General features: G+C 63.7%; 14 protein-coding genes and 2 pseudogenes. 3 read left to right on the top strand and 13 right to left on the bottom strand.

What is annotated here, in order from left to right; translation table 11 throughout:
• Positions 1-23: 23 nt before the first annotated feature.
• The gene (locus tag ACN8M7_RS25155) at positions 24-1,352 is read right to left on the bottom strand and encodes an alginate export family protein (RefSeq protein WP_490262559.1); all 1,329 of its coding nucleotides are present in this window, start codon (positions 1,350-1,352) and stop codon (positions 24-26) included.
• Positions 1,353-1,494: 142 nt separating this feature from the next.
• Positions 1,495-2,766, bottom strand: a complete 1,272-nt coding sequence (locus ACN8M7_RS25150; RefSeq protein ID WP_490262558.1) for a serine hydrolase domain-containing protein — start codon at positions 2,764-2,766, stop codon at positions 1,495-1,497.
• Positions 2,767-2,920: 154 nt separating this feature from the next.
• Here ACN8M7_RS25150 and ACN8M7_RS25145 point away from each other — a divergent pair, with 154 nt between their 5' ends.
• Positions 2,921-3,535, top strand: a complete 615-nt coding sequence (locus tag ACN8M7_RS25145) for a TetR/AcrR family transcriptional regulator (protein WP_490262557.1) — start codon at positions 2,921-2,923, stop codon at positions 3,533-3,535.
• Positions 3,536-3,550: 15 nt separating this feature from the next.
• On the opposite strand, the pseudogene ACN8M7_RS25140 reads toward ACN8M7_RS25145, so the two are convergent.
• The 6 genes and pseudogenes from ACN8M7_RS25140 to ACN8M7_RS25115 form a co-directional block, all read right to left on the bottom strand.
• Positions 3,551-4,078: pseudogene (locus ACN8M7_RS25140) on the bottom strand (methyl-accepting chemotaxis protein); the annotation flags it as partial.
• Positions 4,079-4,408: 330 nt separating this feature from the next.
• Positions 4,409-5,245, bottom strand: a pseudogene (locus ACN8M7_RS25135) (methyl-accepting chemotaxis protein); the annotation flags it as partial.
• Positions 5,232-5,618 carry a hypothetical protein gene (locus tag ACN8M7_RS25130; RefSeq protein WP_490262556.1) on the bottom strand — a complete coding sequence of 129 codons (387 nt, stop codon included), beginning with the start codon at positions 5,616-5,618 and terminating at the stop codon, positions 5,232-5,234. The gene ACN8M7_RS25130 and the pseudogene ACN8M7_RS25135, both read right to left, overlap by 14 nt.
• Positions 5,619-5,777: 159 nt before the next feature.
• A complete protein-coding gene (locus ACN8M7_RS25125; protein ID WP_490262555.1) occupies positions 5,778-6,896 on the bottom strand; it encodes an extracellular solute-binding protein in 1,119 nt (372 codons plus the stop codon).
• A 581-nt stretch (positions 6,897-7,477) separates the two neighbouring features.
• Positions 7,478-7,792, bottom strand: coding sequence for a YdeI/OmpD-associated family protein (locus ACN8M7_RS25120; protein WP_490262554.1), 315 nt, complete (start codon positions 7,790-7,792; stop codon positions 7,478-7,480).
• Between the two features lie 691 nt (positions 7,793-8,483).
• Complete coding sequence (locus ACN8M7_RS25115) at positions 8,484-9,215, bottom strand: GntR family transcriptional regulator (protein WP_490262553.1); 732 nt, start codon at positions 9,213-9,215, stop codon at positions 8,484-8,486.
• 179 nt (positions 9,216-9,394) lie between these two features.
• On the opposite strand from ACN8M7_RS25115, the gene ACN8M7_RS25110 reads away from it, so the two are divergent.
• On the top strand, positions 9,395-10,459 hold the full coding sequence (locus ACN8M7_RS25110; RefSeq protein ID WP_490262552.1) for a Rieske 2Fe-2S domain-containing protein: 1,065 nt from the start codon (positions 9,395-9,397) through the stop codon (positions 10,457-10,459).
• Positions 10,456-11,406, top strand: coding sequence for a PDR/VanB family oxidoreductase (locus ACN8M7_RS25105; protein WP_061242456.1), 951 nt, complete (start codon positions 10,456-10,458; stop codon positions 11,404-11,406). Before ACN8M7_RS25110 ends, ACN8M7_RS25105 begins: the two co-directional genes overlap by 4 nt.
• Before the next feature lie 118 nt (positions 11,407-11,524).
• On the opposite strand, the gene ACN8M7_RS25100 is transcribed toward ACN8M7_RS25105, so the two are convergent.
• The 5 genes from ACN8M7_RS25100 to ACN8M7_RS25080 form a co-directional block, all read right to left on the bottom strand.
• A complete protein-coding gene (locus tag ACN8M7_RS25100) occupies positions 11,525-12,454 on the bottom strand; it encodes an alpha/beta hydrolase (protein ID WP_490262551.1) in 930 nt (309 codons plus the stop codon).
• Between the two features lie 75 nt (positions 12,455-12,529).
• Entirely contained in the window at positions 12,530-14,920 is a 2,391-nt protein-coding gene (locus tag ACN8M7_RS25095) for an efflux RND transporter permease subunit (protein ID WP_490262550.1), read from the bottom strand.
• 46 nt (positions 14,921-14,966) lie between these two features.
• Positions 14,967-16,028, bottom strand: coding sequence for a WD40/YVTN/BNR-like repeat-containing protein (locus ACN8M7_RS25090; protein ID WP_490262549.1), 1,062 nt, complete (start codon positions 16,026-16,028; stop codon positions 14,967-14,969).
• 54 nt (positions 16,029-16,082) lie between these two features.
• Positions 16,083-17,441 (bottom strand): DUF1329 domain-containing protein, encoded by a 1,359-nt coding sequence (locus ACN8M7_RS25085; protein WP_490262548.1) that lies wholly within the window; start codon positions 17,439-17,441, stop codon positions 16,083-16,085.
• A gap of 20 nt (positions 17,442-17,461) precedes the next feature.
• Positions 17,462-19,087 carry a DUF1302 domain-containing protein gene (locus ACN8M7_RS25080; protein WP_490262547.1) on the bottom strand — a complete coding sequence of 542 codons (1,626 nt, stop codon included), beginning with the start codon at positions 19,085-19,087 and terminating at the stop codon, positions 17,462-17,464.
• Between the last annotated feature and the right edge of the window lie 61 nt (positions 19,088-19,148).

Below are 19,148 nucleotides of genomic sequence, written 5' to 3'. Positions count from 1 at the left end.
ATCGCAATGTCTCCTGGCACGGCTTAGTAACGGTAGGTGAAGTAGAGTTCGAGCGCGGTGAAGCGGTCATCGTCTCCGAACACCTGCTTGGCCGCCGACTTGGCGTCGACCCAGTTGTAGGCCAGCGAAGTGTACAGACGCTCGGTAGGCGTCCAGTCCAGGTACACCACGTTCTCGTTGGCGAAACGACGGTCGTCGACGGCGATGCCCTGATAGTTGTCCTTGTCCAGCCAGAATTGGTAGTGAATCGCGCCCAGGGTGAGGGTTTCGCTCAGACGGGTCTTGATCGAGAACTGCTGCACGCGCTGGTTGGTGTTGAACAACACGTAGTTGCCCATCACATCACCGATCAGCCAGGTGCCCCAGTCGGTGAAGCCCTTGCTCAGGGGATCCCAGGATTGCTGGGTGTTGTCGGCCAGGTTGTCGTCACCGGAAAACAGTGCGTAGCGATAGCCCAGCACCGGAGTCAACGGCAGCGACTCGAAGGTGTAATCGGCCTGCGCGTACCAGGCCTTGGCATCGTACTTCATGCCGTCACCGCTGCCGCGTTGCACCGCGTATTCACCGTTGAGGGTCAGCGCATCGAGGCCCGGCAGTTGCCCACGCAGGGCGCGGAAGTTGTAGACCTGCATACCGTCGCGGCGCAGTGGCGTGGCGTAGGTGTTGGTCTGCGAATCCACCTTCATGGCCATGGCGCCGAGGGTCACCTGATCGGCCAGGTTGTAGTCCAGATTGGCGCCGTTGAGGCGGAAATCGCCCAGGTGCGAATCGGTGCGCAGGCTGAAGGCCTGCGCCTTGAGCGCGCCATGGTCCCAGGCCAGCACAGCCGAGTCGCGGAAGGCGCTGCGTGGCCCCAGCCAATAGGCGCCGTCGCCCTGGGAGTCGAGGTTGCCATCCATGACGATGAAGCCGTTGCCGACCAGGTAATTCTGCCGGCCTGCGGTGAAGGTCCATTCCCCGGCACGCAAGCCCGCGTAGGCCTCCTCCATCGCGGTGTAGCCATCGGAACTGCGGCTGAAGCCACCGGCATCGCCGTCGCCGAAGGTCTTGGCCGAGACCACCGAGCCGCCGGCAATCAAGTCGAAGTCGGGATCGATGGCGTACTTCAGGGTCACGCCCGGCTTGAGATAGAACTCTTGCCAGTCGACGCGGGTGCCGATGTTGCGGCCATTGCGCTGATCGACGCCGCCGGCGCCGAAGTTGACGTTGCGCGTGGACACGGTCGAACCGCCGACCGTAAGCGTGGCCTCGCCGGAGAGGTTGCCTTCTTCGAAGGAATAGCCGGCCATGGCCTGTGAGCTGCTCAGCACGGCGACGGCCAGCAGAGCGGGAGTGTGGGGAACGCGGATCATGAAATGCTCCTGGGTGATTTGTTTTTGTGTCACAGGGCAGTTGCAAAGCAGACCGGCAGGCACGGAGGCCGCCCGGCTGCGAACCGGCAGGCCTGCCTACGCAGGCCACCAGATTTTTCTTGTTCCTTGTCAGGTGACGCGCTCAGTCGCGTAGATGAGCGGCCAGCGCACGCAGCGCACGAACGTTGTCGACGTCGAAGATCCCCACCGCCTCGGGCAGCGAAGACTGCTTGGCAATGACCACGTCCGCCTCGAAGTCGACGAACAGGTACTGGCCATGGATGCCACCGGCGACGATGGCGCGGCTGTGATCGTTGAAGACGTACCACTGGCTGCGGTACGAGGCGCCCGGCATCCACTGGGCAAACTCCTCGTCCTGGGCGTAGATCGCCGGATCGGCACCGGCGGCGATGGCCTCGATGACCTCAGCTGAGAGCAGCGCCTGGCCCTGATGCTGGCCGCGATTGGCCAGCAGCAGGCCGAAACGCGCCATGTCGCGCAGCGTCGCGCTGAAGCCGGCACCGGCCACGCCACGGCCCCAGGGATCGGCCATGAAATAACCGTCACGCTGGCAGCCAAGCGCCGTCCAGATCGGCGCCAGGCGCTCGTGGCAGGCTTGCCCGCAGGCACGCTCCATCACCCAGGCCAGTGCTTCGGTGGTTGCCGTGACGTAGTGGAACAGCCCGCCATGCTCGCCGCACTTACGCAGCGATGGCAGGAACTGGTACAGCGAGGCGTACTGGGCGAACTCTGCCGGCGCCGGCATGAAACCGCAGGCATAGCCGAACTGAGAGCTTTCCGAGGCCGGGTCGTCGTACTGCTCGGTGTAGGAAATACCCACAGCCATATCCAGCAACTGGCGCACGGTCGCATCGAAGTAGGCGCCACCGGCGAACTCCGGCACGTAATCACCAGCCAGGCGCTCGGGGTCGAGCGTGCCTTCATGGATCAATTGCTCGGCGAGCGTACCGATCAGCGACTTGGTCACCGAGAACATGATGTGCCGATCATTGGCGGTATGGCCGTTGAAGTAGCGCTCGTACACCACCTGCCCCGATTTCAGCACGATGAAGCCATCGGCGTGACTGGCCAGCAGGTGCTCGTCCAGGCGCACGCTCAGGCCGCACTCGCTGGCGAAGGTGAACGCATCCAGGTCCTGAAGAGCCTCGGGCAATGCCTGTGTAGCATCACCGCACGGCACGCTGATGCTTGGGCGCAGACGCCCCAGGTGACGAAAACCCCATTTGTTGAAAGGCGGACGCATCCAGTTGTCCCAGGTGACCCGCTGTGCCTCGACCGGGGGGAAACCGACCATGAAGGGTGTCGACGCCTGGGCGCGCTGCAGGGCGTCGTGAGCATCGGCGTACTGACGAGCCAGGAGGCCGGCGACCGGAGCATGTGCGAGGGAATTCATGAACCTCTGTCCTTTCTTCTAAGAAGCCCTGCACGCGGCAGGCGTGCGATAATAATTGCCTTAATAAAATGTTTTAGTCAATAATACATTTACTTATGAAAACCTATTTCCGTTATGCTCCCGATGCACACCATCAGGACGAGGAGGAACATCAGTGAGCGGTCTGCGCGAACGTCAGAAAGCCATGCGCCGCAAGGCGATCGGTGACGCCGGTGTAGCTCTGTTCGAGCGGCAGGGGTTCGATAACACCACCATCGAGCAGATCGCCCGGGAAGCGGGCGTCTCGGCGCCCACGGTGTTCAAGTACTTCGGCTCCAAGCAGGAGATCCTTCTGGAGATGCTGCAGAAGGCCGACGAGAGCGCCTTGCAGGACGCCCGCGAGCACATGGCCGAGCTGGATGACCCGCTCGACGCACTGTGCTACCTGGAGCAGGTGCTGGTGGATCATGCGTTGAGCATGCTGCCCGCGCCGATCTGGCACGAACTGCTGCTGCATGTACTTGGCGGCGACCGCAGCGACCTGCCGGAACAGTACAAGCGCCACAACGAGGCCCTGCAGCACGAGATCGCCAGCCTGCTGCGCGACCTGCAGGCACGCGGCAAGCTGCGCGACGATCTGGACGTCGAGCTGGCGGCCTTCCTGCTCAACGACTATTCGCACCTGCAACTGCTGCGCCTGACCGGTAGCGAACCGCTGGACCTCGAACAGCACCGACACCAGGTCCGTCTGACCAGCGGCCTGATCCTGCAGGGCATGATCGCCCGCTAGCCGGAACCATGCGCTTCAGCAGTGGAAGCGCCTGAGCACCTGCGCCTGCTGCGACACCTGCTCCTGGACGATCCGCGTTTGCAGCGCGGCCGCGCGTACGCTGTCGGTGAGTTCATCGCTCACCTGGCGCACACGCCCCAGGGCACTGTCGACCGAATCCACCACCACTGCCTGTTCGCGTGCCGCCGTGGCGATCTGCGCGCTCATACCCACCAGCGCATCCACGCCACGGCCGATGCCATAGAGCGACTCGAGCAGCTCACCGAACAATGCCTGCGCCTCACCTACGCGCTGCTGATTGACCTGCATGCTGTCGACCAGGGCCTGGGTGTCGCCCTGCAGCGTGCCGATGATCTCGTCGATTTCCTGGATCGATCCCTGCGTCCGCTGCGCCAGATTGCGCACCTCGTCGGCGACCACGGCGAAACCACGCCCGTACTCACCGGCACGTGCCGCCTCGATGGCAGCATTGAGGGCCAGCAGGTTGGTCTGCTCGGCGATGTCGCGAATCAACCGCAGCACCACGCTGATGCGCCCGCTCTTGTGCGACAACGCCACCACCTGCTGCGCCGTGAGCTGAAGGTCCTGGCCCTGCTGCTCGACGATGGCCACGGTACGCTCGATCAGCGGCGTGCCCTCCTCTATAGCCTGCAGCATCCCGCCAGTGGTATCCACGGCAGAGGCCGTGTTGTGTTCGATGTCGTGGGCCGCCGCGCTGACCTGGCGCATGGCATGGGCCACCTGGTCGATATCGGCCCGCTGCCGTTCGGTCGCCGCCAAATTGCCGGTCGCCTCGGAGGCACTGCGGCCGGCGGCCTCGTCGAGCCTGTCCAGCGAATGGCGCAGGCTGTTCATGATGCCCTGCAGGGAGCCCAGGAAACGGTTGAGCACGCGGCTGACTGCGCCCATCTCGTCATTGCGCGTCTCATCCAGACGGCGGGACAGATCGCCGCCACCATCGGCCAGCCCCTCGACCATACGCGCCAGAAGACGCAACGGCTGAACCACGGAACGCGAAGCCAGCGCCAGAATCAGCAAAGCCAGGGCAGCCGCCAACAGCCCGTACAGCAGCTGCCAGCCGATGGCCTGCTGCAGTTGCCGATCCAGCTCATCGCGCAGTTGCGCGACCGGCGCGAAGGCGGCGCTGGCCGGCACTTTCACGCCAACCCGCCAAGGCGCAGCGCCGGCAATCGGGGCGAAGCGCTCCTCGGCCTGGAAGTCGTCGGCCTGCGCCCAACGCTCAGCCTGCCAGGGCTGCCCAAGCTGCGCGGCATCCCCGGTGTAGGCAGCCAGATTACCCTGTGCACTGGCCAGCATGACCTGGGCTTCGGGCAAGGCTGCTCTGGCCTTCTCGGCCAGGGCCTGGAGCTGGTCGAGCAGGATGTCCACGCCGAGTACAGCGACGACCTTGCCGTTGCTGCGCACCGGTACGGTCAGCGAGGTACTCAGCAGTGGCGTGCCGGACACAGCGTCCAGATAAGGTTCGAGCAGGCAGGCACCTGCGGTTTGCAACGGGCAATCGAACCACTGCCGCGCTGCCGCGCCCGGCTGAGTCGCCTGCAAGGTCTGTTCGGCCATGTTGACCAGTTCGTAGTCCTGACCCGAATGGCGGAACCAAACCGGGGCAAAGCGCCCGCGCTCGTTGCTGCCCAGATCGGTGCGGCCAGCGAAGTCGGCGTCGCGTCCATCCAGAGCATCATCGAGAAACACCAGGTAAACGCTGAGCAGCGCGGGATCGCGATCGACCACCGCACGGATCTGACGGGTCAGCTGTCGCCTCACCCGCTCGCCATCCAGACCGGCATCCTGCCGCCAACTCGAGCGTGCGCTCGACCTCCTCGGCGCCCCGCTCAGCGGCGTCCTGCGTCTGCTCGAAAAACCGCTGGATACCGGACGCCTGGAAGCGCACCGAATCGCCCAGGCGCGCGTTGATCGACGCCCGCAGTTCCTGCGCCGTACGCTCCTGCGCCTGGCTGGCCAGCGTACGCATCTGGCTGATGGAGACCATGATCAGCGCACTCGCCAACCCCAGCAGGCAGGCACCGAAAAGCAGGATGACCTTCAGGCGCAACGTGATATGCATGACTCAACCCTCGAAAAAGAGACGACCTCCCTGTCGCCGATAAAGGAGCCACGGATGCAACGTGGGAAGGCCTGCCGGGCCGGCTTATGGCCTGCCAGCAGGACAAAACAGTGGATCAGCACAACGCGAGCAACGCGGCGTGCGCACAGATAAGGCGGTTCAAGGCTGGATGTCCTGCCCGGCCTGAAGACTGCGCCACACCCGTGCCCTGACGCGCTCGACAGCCTCGGGAACCGGCGTGATGGTGAAGAAACGCTGCTGCTGTGCGGCTTGCAGCAGTTCCTGGCGTGAGTCGTCGGCTGCAGCGGGCTGGGCCAGCAAGGCGCCGTTCGGGGCGGGATAACCCATTTGCTGACTGATGCGCGCGATCACATCCGGGCGCAGCAAGTAATTGATGAAGGCATGCGCCTGATCCGGGTTCGGCGCCTTGGTGGCGACGACCATCACATCCGACCAGAACGGCGCGCCCTCGGGCGGCACGAGCATCTTCAGGCGCAACTGGCGTCCGGCGGCCGCAGCCATCTGCCGCGCCTGCACGAAGCCACCCGACCAGCCCACGCCCAGGCAGATCGAACCATTGGCCAGGTCGTCACCGTACCGCTGCGAATCGAAGTAGCGCACATAAGGACGGATGCCCTGCAGCAGTTGCTGGGCGGCGCGGTAATCGGCGCGGCGGTGGCTGTTGGGATCCAACCCAAGGTGATGCAGCGCGATAGGCAGGATTTCGTCCGGCGCATCGATGATGCCCACCCCGCAACCGGACAGACGGCGCAGATTCTCTGGCTTGAACAGCAAATCCCAGGATGACGGAACGTTGCCGTCGAACAGCGGCTCGACACGATCCGCGTCGTAACCGATCAGCGTGGCGCCCCACAGATAGGGCACGGCATAGCGATTGCCAGGGTCGCCGGCGGCTTCCAGGCCTTGCAGAAAGGCGCCGTCCAGATGGCGCATGTTACTGAGGCGCTCGCGCTGCAGCGGCTGCACGGCGCCGGCGACGATCAGCTTGCGCAGACTGCTGCTGCCGGGGAAAACCACGTCATAACCGGAGTTCCCCGTCAGCAGCTTGTTCTCCATCGTCTGCACCGAATCGAATTCGACGTAGTGCGGATGAATGCCGGTCTCCTGCTCGAAATCCCGCAGCACCTGCTCGGGCAGGTAGCGCAGCCAGTTATAGACACGCACCTCGCCAGCGGCAGGCGCCGCCTGAGCCGTGCTCACGAAGGTCAACAGCCATGCCAGAAGTAGCAAGCGCCCCAAGCCAGATTCCGCGCCCATGATCCGCGCTCCCCTCGATTTATTGTGATTCGCACGGCTGAGGAATCGCCGTACGCGTATGCCCCCGCTTGAGGGACTGGGCATTATTTAATTCTATTAATTTTTTAAGTCAATAAAATAAATGGCACGCAAACGTGCTCACGCGTGATGGACCACCGCAAGGCCAGCGTCGCCTTGGCCAACGAGCGGGTACGCATCTGCTGGACGGTGTGGAGCCACGAGCGGCGCGTCAGTGCCAATCGGCACAGCGCAAAGCCCGCCTCCCGGCAGGTAGCCAGGTACGTATTTCTTGTGGTGGTAGTGAATAGCGGCGCGGTCGGAACAGGCAAGCCCTGCAGCGGAACAAGGCCGATAGCAATGACGATCCTGGGATCACTTGAACGCTTGGCCCCGCTGCGCGAGCTACAGAATGGCTGGGGCGGAAAAGCCCTCAACAGGCCGGATATACGAATGCAACCGCGCTGACGACAGGTGCAAAAGCAAAGCTTTGCTCACTACTTGTGGGGAGAGTCCATATACGCATAAAGCGCAGCGCAATGCGGTCAAATTGATTGATTAATTTGTTATGCACCGGCCTCATTCTACTTTGGCATCGGCTTTTTCTTTTTATCTATCAAAACATCCTGCTGCCATTTACTAGGCTTCTTGTCGGTACGGTGTATACACCCTACCCAGCAGCAAGGTCGCTTTTTTCCCTCTAAAAGTTCTTCTGTAGCTCGTGCTATCCGTTTCGCTCTCGTTTTCTCTTGCTTGGCATCTTCAACCCAACAAATAAATTCATTACGACCAATTGCAGACAGGCCCTCCCAAGTATTGCTGAGATCTTCCTCAGTTAATGCCACGGCAAAATCGACGGGCAATTCATGCACCAGGCCTCCGGAAAGTTTTGGCTTCATATCTGACCTCCTAGTTTCTGAGTCTGCAGACCAACTGCTTGAAGTGCATAACGTTTGGTTAAGGAGCGAGCTTTAGCCCGTCCCAGTGAGCGAAGCGAACGGTTTGAACCAATTTTATATCCCTCACGGCACCAGGCTATTCAAGGAAATCAACAGGAACTGTTTTCATATATTCCTTCGATTTGCTGATAAGCACCGCCCATTCTGCTTGGGGCTTTCCAGTGGCGTCGTTTTCAGCCAATGAATTTTCGAGCAAGTTCGCTAAACCCCAAATGGCTCTTCTTTCTTCTTCTTAAAGACTATCGTTTGACTGCAAGTCTGAGAATTTATCAGACAAGACCTCCCAAGCAAGCAGTAGGTGGCCGAGGGTTATTTTAATGGATGTTTCTTTGGAGAAATCTTCAGCTTCCATTTCGGAGATTCCTTGATGAGGCACATAACAGCGATCAGATGGAAGGCAGTACTAATCTGATAGTAGAGCCTTCCATCTAACTCCGCATCATCGTCATACGCACCGCCAAATAAACCTATTTAAATCAATTACTTACTACTTCACCACTGACATGGCAACGTATTAGCTTGACCTCCTCTTTTTGCTCCAGCATTACCACTGGATAGAGAAACAGTCCAAGCCGGCCACCGCCACGCTTTCGACAATCTGCACGAAATAAGAACAGCGATTGCGGCGGGATTATGGCTCGGTCCGTCTGCTGCCCTTCTGAATCACCGTCCGCCCACTGCTCGCGCCCTCTTCCGCGCCGAACAAGCGGGCGTAGCGCAGGGTCGCGTTGGCGTGCTCGCGCATGATGCCTTCGGCGCGGGCGCCCTGGCCGGCAAGTACGGCGTCGACGGCGGCGTGGTGTTGCAGGTGGGCAAAGTTGAAGCGGCGGTATTCGCGATCCAGGTGGGCTCGGTCAACGGCCAGGGCGCTGACCGAGGCGAACGGCAGGTGGTCGTTGCGCGCCAGGGCCGTGGCGATGGCCGGGTTGCCGCTGGCCTCCACCAGCGCCTGGTGAAAGCGCAGATTGATGTCGTGGTAGCTGGCCAGGTCTTCTTCGCTCAGGTAGCCCTTGTCGAATAACTGGTCGCCTTGCGCCAGGCACTCCAGCAGTACCGCACGCACGGCCTCGGACACACCGCGCTCGGCAGCCTGGCGCGCGGCCAGGCCTTCGAGCACGCCGCGCACTTCCACCGCGCCGGCCAGCTCCTCTTCACCGAGTTGGCGCACTGCGTAGCCGCGCGCGCCATGGCGAATCAACAAGCCTTCCTGCTCCAGCACGCGAAACGCCATGCGCACCGGCATACGCGATACGCCCAGGCGCTCGGCCGTGGGGATCTCGGCGATGCGCTCGCCCGCCGCCAGACTGCCCTCGGCAATCATCTGCCGCAGCAACGCCAGAACCCGTTGTCCCGGTCCGCTCATGACTTCTCCTTGATTGGATCCAATGGCGCCAGTCTACGGCAGCCAATGGCCAGGTCAATTCGGCTTTTCGTGCGATTAACGCCCGTTAATGGATCCATAAACCCGAACAAAGCTGGTCACCTACCCCTTAAAAGCAGACTATTGGATCCAATAACAACAATAGCCTCGAGGAGGTTGCCATGTTCCCGAAGAATGCCTGGTACGTTGCATGCACACCGGACGAGATCGATAGCAAGCCATTGGGCCGCACCATCTGTGGCGAATCCATGGTGTTCTACCGTGGCCCGGAAAACCGCGCGGTGGCCCTGGAAGACTTCTGCCCGCACCGGGGCGCGCCGCTATCGCTGGGCTACGTCGAGGATGGCCTGCTGGTCTGCGGCTACCACGGCCTGGCCATGGGTTGTGATGGCAAGACCGCCGCCATGCCCAACCAGCGCGTCCAGCACTTCCCCTGCATCAAGCGTTTCGCGGTGATCGAGCGCTACGGTTTCATCTGGGTCTGGCCCGGTGACGAGGCGCTGGCCGACCCGGCGCAACTGCCGCATCTGGAGTGGGCGGAAAACCCCGAGTGGGCCTACGGTGGCGGCCTTTATCACATCGCCTGCGACTACCGGCTGATGGTCGACAACCTGATGGACCTGACCCACGAGACCTACGTGCACGCCAGCAGCATCGGCCAGAAGGAGATCGACGAGGCGCCGGTCAATACCCGCGTCGACGGCAGCGAGGTGATCACCAGCCGCTTCATGCAGAACATCTCCGCGCCGCCCTTCTGGCGTGCGGCATTGAGCGCCAACGGCCTGGACGAAACGGCGCCGGTGGATCGCTGGCAGATCTGCCGCTTCACCCCGCCGAGCCATGTGCTGATCGAGGTCGGCGTGGCGATTGCCGGGCATGGCGGTTATGAAGCGCACGATCAGTACAAGGCCAGCAGCATCGTGGTCGACTTCATCACCCCGGAGAACGACACCTCGATCTGGTATTTCTGGGGCATGGCGCGACGCTTCAAGGTCGACGACAACGAGCTCACCGACCGTATCCGCGAGGGCCAGGGCAAGATTTTCAGCGAAGACCTGGAGATGCTCGAGCGCCAGCAACGCAACCTGCTGCGCCACCCGGAGCGCAACCTGCTCAAGCTCAATATCGATGCCGGCGGCGTGCAGGCGCGGCGCATCATCGAGCGACTGGTCAACGCCGAACAGGCCCAGGCCGACGGGCAGATCCTGGCGCGGAGCGCATCATGATCGAAGTCATCATCCGCGCCATGCGTCTGGAGGCCGAGGGCATCCTCGGCCTGGAACTGGTGGCTGCCGATGGCGCGCCGCTTCCGCCGTTCGAGGCCGGTGCGCATATCGACCTGCACCTGCCCAACGGGTTGATCCGCCAGTATTCGCTGTGCAATGACCCGCGCGAACGCCACCGCTACCGCATCGCCGTATTGCGTGACGCGGCCTCGCGCGGCGGTTCGCAGGCCGTGCACGAGTTGCTGCGCATCGGCCAGCGCCTGCGCATCAGCGCGCCGCGCAACCTGTTCGCCCTCGACGAGCAGGCGCCGCGCAGCCTGCTGCTGGCCGGCGGCATCGGCATCACGCCGCTGCTGGCCATGGCCTGGCGCCTGCACGCGCTCAGCGCGGACTTCGCGCTGCACCAGTGCGTGCGCTCGGGCAAACTCGCCGCCTTTGCCGAGCGTCTGAGCAACGCGCCCTTCGCCGCGCACACCCACCTGCACCGCGACGATGGCGACGCCGCGCAAAAGCTCGACCTGCCCGCCCTGCTCGCCGCCGAGCCGCCCGGCAGCCAGCTTTATGTGTGTGGCCCCAACGGCTTCATGGAGTACGTGCTGAACACCGCGCGCGCTCAGGGTTGGGCGGAAGAACGCCTGCACCGCGAATACTTCGCCGCGCCGGAAGCCGAAAGCGGCGGTGGCGCCTTCACCCTGCGCATCGCCAGCTCAGGCCTGGAACTGCAGGTGCCGGAAGATCGTAGCGCGCTGGAGGTGTTGGAGGACGCCGGTTTCGACATCCCGGTATCGTGCGGCCAGGGTATCTGCGGCACCTGCCTGACTCGCGTGGTGGATGGCCAGCCGGAGCACCGTGATCTGTTTCTCAGCGATGAGGAAAAAGCCCGCAACGACCAGTTCACCCCCTGCTGCTCACGTTCGCGCAGTGCTTGCCTGGTACTGGATCTGTAGGGACTGGTGCGCGCAGCGCAGCCTGCGGCAACAAGGCACGGCGCCCTACTTGCGGCGCCGTGTAGCCCGGATGCAATCCGGGGATTTGCGAGTCGACCATGCCCGGATTGCGTCCGGGCTACGGAAGATGTGCTGTTTGCCATGCCGGCGGCTCGGCGAAGGCGCTACGCAAGCTGTCCTCGATCAGTTGCCAGGCCTGCTCGGCGGACTCATCCGGGCCCAGGTGGGTGAACATATGGTCACAGCCGACAAACATACGTTCCTGCACGGCGACACCGGCCTGGCGCAGCTTCGCGGCATAGGCCTGGCCTTCCGCGCGCAGTACGTCGTACTCGGCGGTAATCAGCGTCGCCGGCGGTAGACCTCGCAATTGCTCGATCTCGGCCAACACCGGCGAGGCCAGCGGCTCGAGTGCCTGCACCGGGTCGGAGAAATAGCAGCTCATGAAGAAGTTCATCAGCCCGGGCCGCAGCAGCGGCTTTGCCAGCGGCGAGGTCTTGCTCTCGGCTGGCGCCGCCAGATCCAATGCGGCGTAATCAATCACCTGATGCACTACACGCAGGCGCTGATGATTGCGTGCCAGGGCAGCAACGCCAGCGCTCAGGTTGCCGCCGGCACTGTGTCCGCCGACGGCCATGCGCCAAGGGTCGATGCCCAGCTCGGTAGCGTTGTCCGCCAGCCATTCCAGCACCGCGAAACACTGGTTAAGCCCCGCCGGAAAAGGATGCTCGGGCGCCAGCACGTAGTCGAGGTTGACCACCAGGCAACCCAGGTTGTGCGCCAGGCGCTGGCAGTAGCTGTCATCGTGCTCCGGCACGCCAGCCACGAAGCCGCCGCCATGCAGGTTCAGGTACACCGGTCGCAATTCATCGCATCCGGCCAATGGCCAATAAAACAGCGCGCGTGCGCGCCCCTGCGGCGTGTCGATATAACGGGTCTGGCGCGCCTGCAGCGGATAGTCGGCACTGGCATAAACGAAACTCGCCTTCATCCGTTTGGCGAACGCGCGCAGTAATTTGGCGGCGATAAACTGCAATGGCTTGATCATGTGGCACTCCTGCAATGGGGCGAACGATTGGGTGGCACATAGCGGGTCGACGGGCGCCCGTCGACCTGCTCGGTCTCAGTCAGCCGCCTTGCGAGGGACACGCGGCAGCAGCAACCAGGCCAGGGCTGGCAGCAGGATCAGCGCGCCGAGCATGTTCACCAGGAACATGAAAGCCAGCAGGATGCCCATATCGGCCTGGAACTTGATCGGCGAGAACACCCAGGTGGCCACGGCGATGGCCAGGGTCAGGCCGGTCAGCAGCACCACCTTGCCGGTGGCCAGTAGCGCGCCGTAGTAGGCATCGACCAGACTGTCGCCCTCCTTCATGCGTGCCAGCAGCACGCTGAGCACATACAGCGCGTAGTCGATGCCGATGCCCACGCCGAGGGCGATCACCGGCAGGGTGGCCACCTTCACGCCCATGTCCAGGCCGACCATCAGCGCCTCGGCCAGCACCGAGGTGAGCATCAGCGGCAGGATCGCGGCGAGCACCGCGCGCCAGTTGCGGAAGGTGATCCAGCACAGCAGGATCACCGCGCCGTAGACCCAGTAGAGCATCTGCTGCATGGCCTTCTCGACCACGATATTGGTGGCCGCTTCGATGCCGGCGCTGCCGGCGGCGAGCATGAATTTGACCTCCGGCAGCGACTGCTGGGCGATGAACGCCTCGCTCTCGGCTACCACCCGCGCCAGCGTCGCCGCCTTGTGGTCAGCCAGGTAGACGTAAAGCGACAGCAGTGAGCAGCCCTGGTTGAACAGCTCACGCGGCGCGCGCGTTTGCACGGCGCCCAGCGCCCCTTCGTTGGGGATCAGCTCATACCACTTGAGGTTGCCCTCGTTGTAGCCAGCGCTGGCCATCTTGCTCAGGCTGGCCATGGAGTTGGTCGCCTCCACGCCTGGCAGTTGCTCCAGGCGCCAGGCCAGCTCATCCACCGCGGCCAGGGTGTTGTAACGCGTGCACTGATCCTCGGGGGTGCGCACCATGATCACGAAGATGTCCGAGCTGGCGGCGTAGTGCGCGTTCATGAAGGCGGCGTCGCGGTTGTAGCGCGAGTCGGCGCGCAGCTCCGGCGCGCCGGGGTCCAGATCGCCGATCTGCAACTGGCTGCCGACAAGCTTGCCGCCCAGCGCCAGCACGCCCGCCACCAGCAACGCGAGCACCGCCTGGCGTGGGGTGGCGAAGCGCGACAGGCCGCTCCACAGCGGATGCTGCGCTTGCCCGGCCTGCTGGTAACGCAGGCTGCGCTGCGCCGCCTTGGCGCTGACGCCGGTGCAGCTGAGCAGTACCGGCAGCAGCACCAGGTTGGTCAGCACCAGCACCGCCACGCCGATGCTGGCGGTGATCGCCAGGTCGCGGATGACCTGAATGTCGATCACCCAGAGCACGGCAAAACCCACCGCATCGCTGATCAGCGCGGTCAGCCCGGCAAGGAACAGGCGGCGAAAAGTCATGCGCGCCGCAGCCAGGTTCGACAGACCACGGCCGATGTCCTGCATGATGCCGTTCATCTTCTGCGAGCCGTGGCTCATGCCGATGGCGAATACCAGAAACGGCACCAGGATCGAGTACGGGTCGAGCGCATAACCCAGCGACGCCAGCAACCCGACCTGCCAGAGCACGCCCACCAGCGAGCAGGCGACCACAGCGAAGGTGCTGCGCAGGCAACGGGTGTAGGCCAGCAACATGGCCACGCTGACCAGCACGGCGATTACGAAGAACAGCGCCACCTGGCCCAGGCCTTCCAGCAGGTCACCGACGATCTTGGAGAAGCCGGTGATATGGATGCTCACGCCCTCGGCCTGGTACTTGGCGCGTAGCGCTTCCAGCTGCTGCGACAGCGCGGCGTAGTCCAGCGCCTCGCCAGTCTGCGGGTTGCGGTCGAGCAGCGGCAGGAAGATCACGCTGGAATGCATGTCGCCGGCCACCAGTTGGCCAATCTCCCCGGAACGGGCGACATTGGCACGCACCTCGTCGAGGCTGGCGGGCGAACCGTCGTAGCCATCGGGGATCACCGTGCCGCCATCGAGGCCTTCTTCGGTCACCGCCGTCCAGCGCGTGGTCGGTGTCCACAGCGACTTCATATAGGGCCGGTCGACGCCCGGCAGCAGGTACAGCTCGTCATTCAGGCGGGCCAGGGTGTCGAGGTAGGCGGCGTTGAAGATGTCGCCCTGCTGGGTCGCCACGGCGATGCGCAGTACGTTGCCGACGCCGCTCAGCTCGCTGCGCTCGGCGAGAAAGTTGGCGATGTAGGGATGCTGGGTGGGGATGGTTTTCTCGAAGCTGGCATTGATACCAATGCCGCGCGCCTGCCAGCCGAGCAGCAGGGTCAGCGCCAGGCACAGCAGGATCACCAGCAGGCGGTGATTGAAAATGGCGCGCTCGATGACATTGCCCGAACGCGGATCGAAGGTATCCAGATGCGCGACGACAGTCGGCGCGGCATCGGCGGGATTCTCGAATTTCACTACGCACTCCTCAGGCGTGGCACGTGCCACGCCGATACGGGATCACTCAGCGCTGGGCCGATTGTTCAGGGATTTGCCGCGCAGTGATGCCACTCAAACCGCCACTGGCGAGGCTGCCATCAGCCGCCTGGACGACGCTGGCCAGGCCCGGCGCCAGTCGCAGCGGCAGGCTCTGCACGCGAGCACTGCCAGGCTGCGCGACCAGTAACTCGCCGCCCTGCCCGGCCAACAGCAAACGGCCGTCGGCCAGCTCCAGCGCCGCGGCCAGGGCCGATTCCACGCCGGTTTCCAGTGCCTGCCAGGTTTCGCCACCATCGGTCGACCACCAGGCATTGCCGCGCAGACCGAACGCCAGAAGGCCTTCACGGGCGGCGAGCAGACCGAAGAAGCTGCCCTCGTAGGGCGATGGCAAGGCGGCGAAATGCTCGCCGTCATCGCGCGAGCGCAGCAGCAGGCCTCGCTCGCCGGCGATATACAGATCGCCACGCCAGGCGCGAATGGCATAGAGGTTGAGCCCCTGCGGGTTGTCCAGATGCTTCATCCAGCTGTGCCAGCTCTGGCCGCCGTCCTCGGTACGCAGGATCAGGTTGTAGGCACCGACCAGATAGCCGACGCGCTCATTCTGGAAATACAGATCGAGAAAGGGTTTGTCCGGGCCGTCGGCGACCATCGCCTCGGCCTGCGCGATGGCATCTGCATCGCCCGAGGCCTGCGCTGCCTGCAGAATCAACTGGACGGCCTGGATGCCGTCGAGCTGCTTGCTCCAGGTTTCCCCGCCATCGCTGCTGTGCAACACCACGCCAAGATGGCCGACCACCCAACCCTGCAGGGCATCGACGAACTGCACGGCCGTCAGGTTGACGCTGACCGGCACGTCCACCTGGCGCCAGCTCGCGCCATTGTCATCCGACAGCAGGATGATGCCGCGCTCGCCCACCGCCACCAGGCGCTGCCCGGCATGCGCCAGATCCAGCATTACGCTGCGTTGCGCCTTGGCACTGTGCAAGGCCGGGCGCTCCAGCACGGCGGGAGCCGCCTGCACGCCAAGGGCGAAAACACCGGCCAGCACCAGGGCAAGGCCGCTGAGCCCTTTCGCTAAGACTTTCATCAAAACCTCCTCGAAGGTCGGGGCAGCAGGCAGCACCGCCCCGGGGCGCTCGCATCAACGGATGCTGGAGTTGGCCATGGCGTCAGGAGTGAAGAACGTGGCAGACGGCCGCTCAATGGCGTGGTACTGCTCTTTCAGGTCGTTGCTCGAGGAATTGAGGAAGTAGGCCCCGGTGTCGAGGTTGTAGCTGCCCCACATCACCTGCGCAGTCAGGGCCGGCATGTCCGGCGCCAGCAGGGTCAGGCTGTACATCTGCCGGCCCAGACGGCCCTGTGCGTCATAGCCGTCAACCAGCAGTACCTGCCAGGAGTCCTCGTCAACGTAGTAGGTGCGGCGCGGCACCACGTGGCGCTTACCCGACTTGAGCGTGGCCTCGACCACCCACACACGGTGCTTCTCCCAGCGCACCAGATCCGGGTTGAGAAAGCGCGGCTGAACCAGATCATCGCTCTTGGCCAGCCCGGCTCGATTGTTGTTGTAAGGCACCAGCAGTTCTTTCTTGCCCACCAGCTTGAGGTCGTAGCGATCGGTCGGGCCGAAGATCATGAAGGCCTCGTCGAACAGGCCAACGCCGGAGGTGACGAAGTCCGGGGTGTCGTAGGCGATGTTCGGCGCACGGCGCACGCGGCGCTGGCCGACCAGGTATTGCCAGGCGGCACGGGCGGTGGGGTCGACGTCCCAGTGTGTCATCAGGCCCTCACCAGCTTTGGACGACGGCAGCTCGGTGTACAGCTTGCCCCACTGGTACTTGCCACCGAAGCTCTCCAGGTTGCCCTCCTCGAAGTAGTACGGGAACTGGTAGCTGAACTTGGCACGGGTGGCCTGCACCTTCTTGCCGCCAGCGGTCATCAGCCAGGTGTCGAACGGCGCGCTGATGGTGTCGCCACCCTGCCAGGACAGGCGGTAGTTCCACAGCACCTCGGCACCGTTCTGCGGAATCGGGAACGGAATGCCGCCGTAGGCGCCACTGACCTTCTCGGTCGGCACATCAACCTGGGCACGGGTGGCGTTGGCGAAGGTGTTGTCGTACACCCACTGCGGTGCGGCGGCGCTGCGATGGGTCGGATACACGTCCAGGCGGTAGTCCGGGTACTTGTTCAGCAGCACCTTGGTGCCTTCGGCCAATTGCTCGCCGTACTGGCCCATATTGGCGGCAGTGATGCTGTACAGCGGCTTCTCGCCAGCAAAGGGATCGGCGCGTTTGTCGCCACGTTTATAGCCGGCCGGCACCTGGGTGTAACCGCCGTCCCAGGCCGGGATGCTGCCGTCGGCATTGCCGGCGCGCTCGGCGCCCATGGGGGTCAGGTCAGTCTTCAAGCGCGCGGCCTGATCAGGGCTAACGGCGGCCTGTGCCAGGCCACCGGTGAGCAAGGCAAGGCTGCACAGGGTCATCATCAGGTTCTTGTTAAACATAGTCATTGCACCTGTTGTTCTTAGAAAGTGGTCTTCAGGTAAAGCGAGACGAAGTCGCGATCAGCCAGCGACTGGGCGTAGCTGAAGTTGCCGTCTTCACGCAGGCCGGCCTCCGGGGCGCCGAAGAAGTTCACGTAGTTCAGGCCCATCTCCCAGCGCTGCAGGTAGGTGGCTTTGAGGCCCACACTCCAGTCGCCGGCATGGGTGTTGCCGAAGCCGGACTTGCTCACCGCAGAAGAGCGGCCATCGAGCACCACGCCAAAACCCATCGGCACGCTCAGGTCGAGGCCATCGGCGATCTGGAAGTAAGCAGGCTCGGCCAGCACGCGCAGTGCGGTGGCATCGCGGGTGGTGTTGCTGTCCAGCGCGGCGCGGTTGTCGGTGACGCTCAGCGTGCGGTTCCACGCCAGTTCGGCGAGGATCGAACCACCGTCCCACAGCGCCGACGGCGACAGCAGGTAGATGGTCGAGAGGTTGACGTGCGCGGTGCGGCCCTTGGCGTAACGCGCCTCACCGTCGTTATCCGCCGCCTGGCCCGGTGCGATCACCTGCAGGTTGCTGACCAGCGGCGCGTTCCAGCGCAACGAGGCCTCACCGGCGAAGTTGAAGTCGCCATAGGCGGTGGAGAAGCTGGCACCAACGGTCTTGATGTCCTCGGCGAACACCTGGCGGTAGCTGGAGAGCACCGGCGACGGCCCGGCGGTGTTGACGTAGCCGTACAGGCCGCTGGGCGCCTTGTCGTGGTATTGCGCGGCGTACAGGCCCAGCTCCAGTTCGGTGTCCTCGGGCTTGAAGCGCAGTTGCACGCCGCCCTGGCCGCTGTACTTGGCCTCGATGTCACTGGCATGCAGGGTCAGGCCACCGGTGACATCGGTAATGGATCCGGAACCTTCGCCGATCAGGTCGTTATCACTCAGGTAGCTGCCCGCACCTGGCAGGCTGGAGCGCTCCCATTCGAACTGGTAGTAGGCGCCCACCGACAGTCGTGGCGTGAGCTGCAACTGCCCGGAAACCTGGTTGACCGGGCGCAGGATCTCCTTGAACTGGGTGCCTGGCACGCTGAGCAGCTTGACCACATCGGTCGGCCCCTGCGCCGCGCCGATACCGTTGGCGCCGTAAAACAGGCTTTCGCCGTAGACCAGGCTGTGGCGGCCGAGACGCAGCACGCCCTGCGAGCTTTCCCCCAGCTCGCCGCGCAGGTAGACGAAGGCGTCCAGCAGCTCGGCATCACGCCCGTGCAGGTCGCGGGTCTTGGACAGAAAGTGCGGCTGCTCGCGGCTGTCGGTGTCCTCGTTGTAAACGTGGTCGTACCAGGCCGCGCCGCTGAGGCGCAGGCCGTAGTTGCGATGGCTCAGATCCATCTCGGAGAGGATGTCGAGGCGGTTGGAAACCAGCCCACGGCTGAAATTCTTGTCGCCCTGGCTCTGGATCGAGGGAAACAGTCCGTTTGCCGTGGGCGCATTGGTTAGCCGGTCATCGGCGCGGTTGAGGCGCCAGGCCTGGCTGTACTTGAGGGTGTTGTCCCAGCGCATTTGCCAGTCGCTGTCGCCCAGATCGATCTGCGCGGCCATGGCCGGCGCGCTGCTGGCCAGGCTCACGACCAGGGCCAGCGAGCGAACGCGGGTATTCGCTTGTGTGTGCTTCATGTCGTTCCTCATTGTTCTTGTTGTACGGACTCAGTGACTGCCGCCAGGGCAGCCGGTATCA

This window comes from Pseudomonas spartinae, from assembly GCF_965197125.1.
Classification (GTDB): domain Bacteria; phylum Pseudomonadota; class Gammaproteobacteria; order Pseudomonadales; family Pseudomonadaceae; genus Aquipseudomonas; species Aquipseudomonas composti_A.
This window is presented reverse-complemented; position numbering and strand designations above follow the sequence as displayed.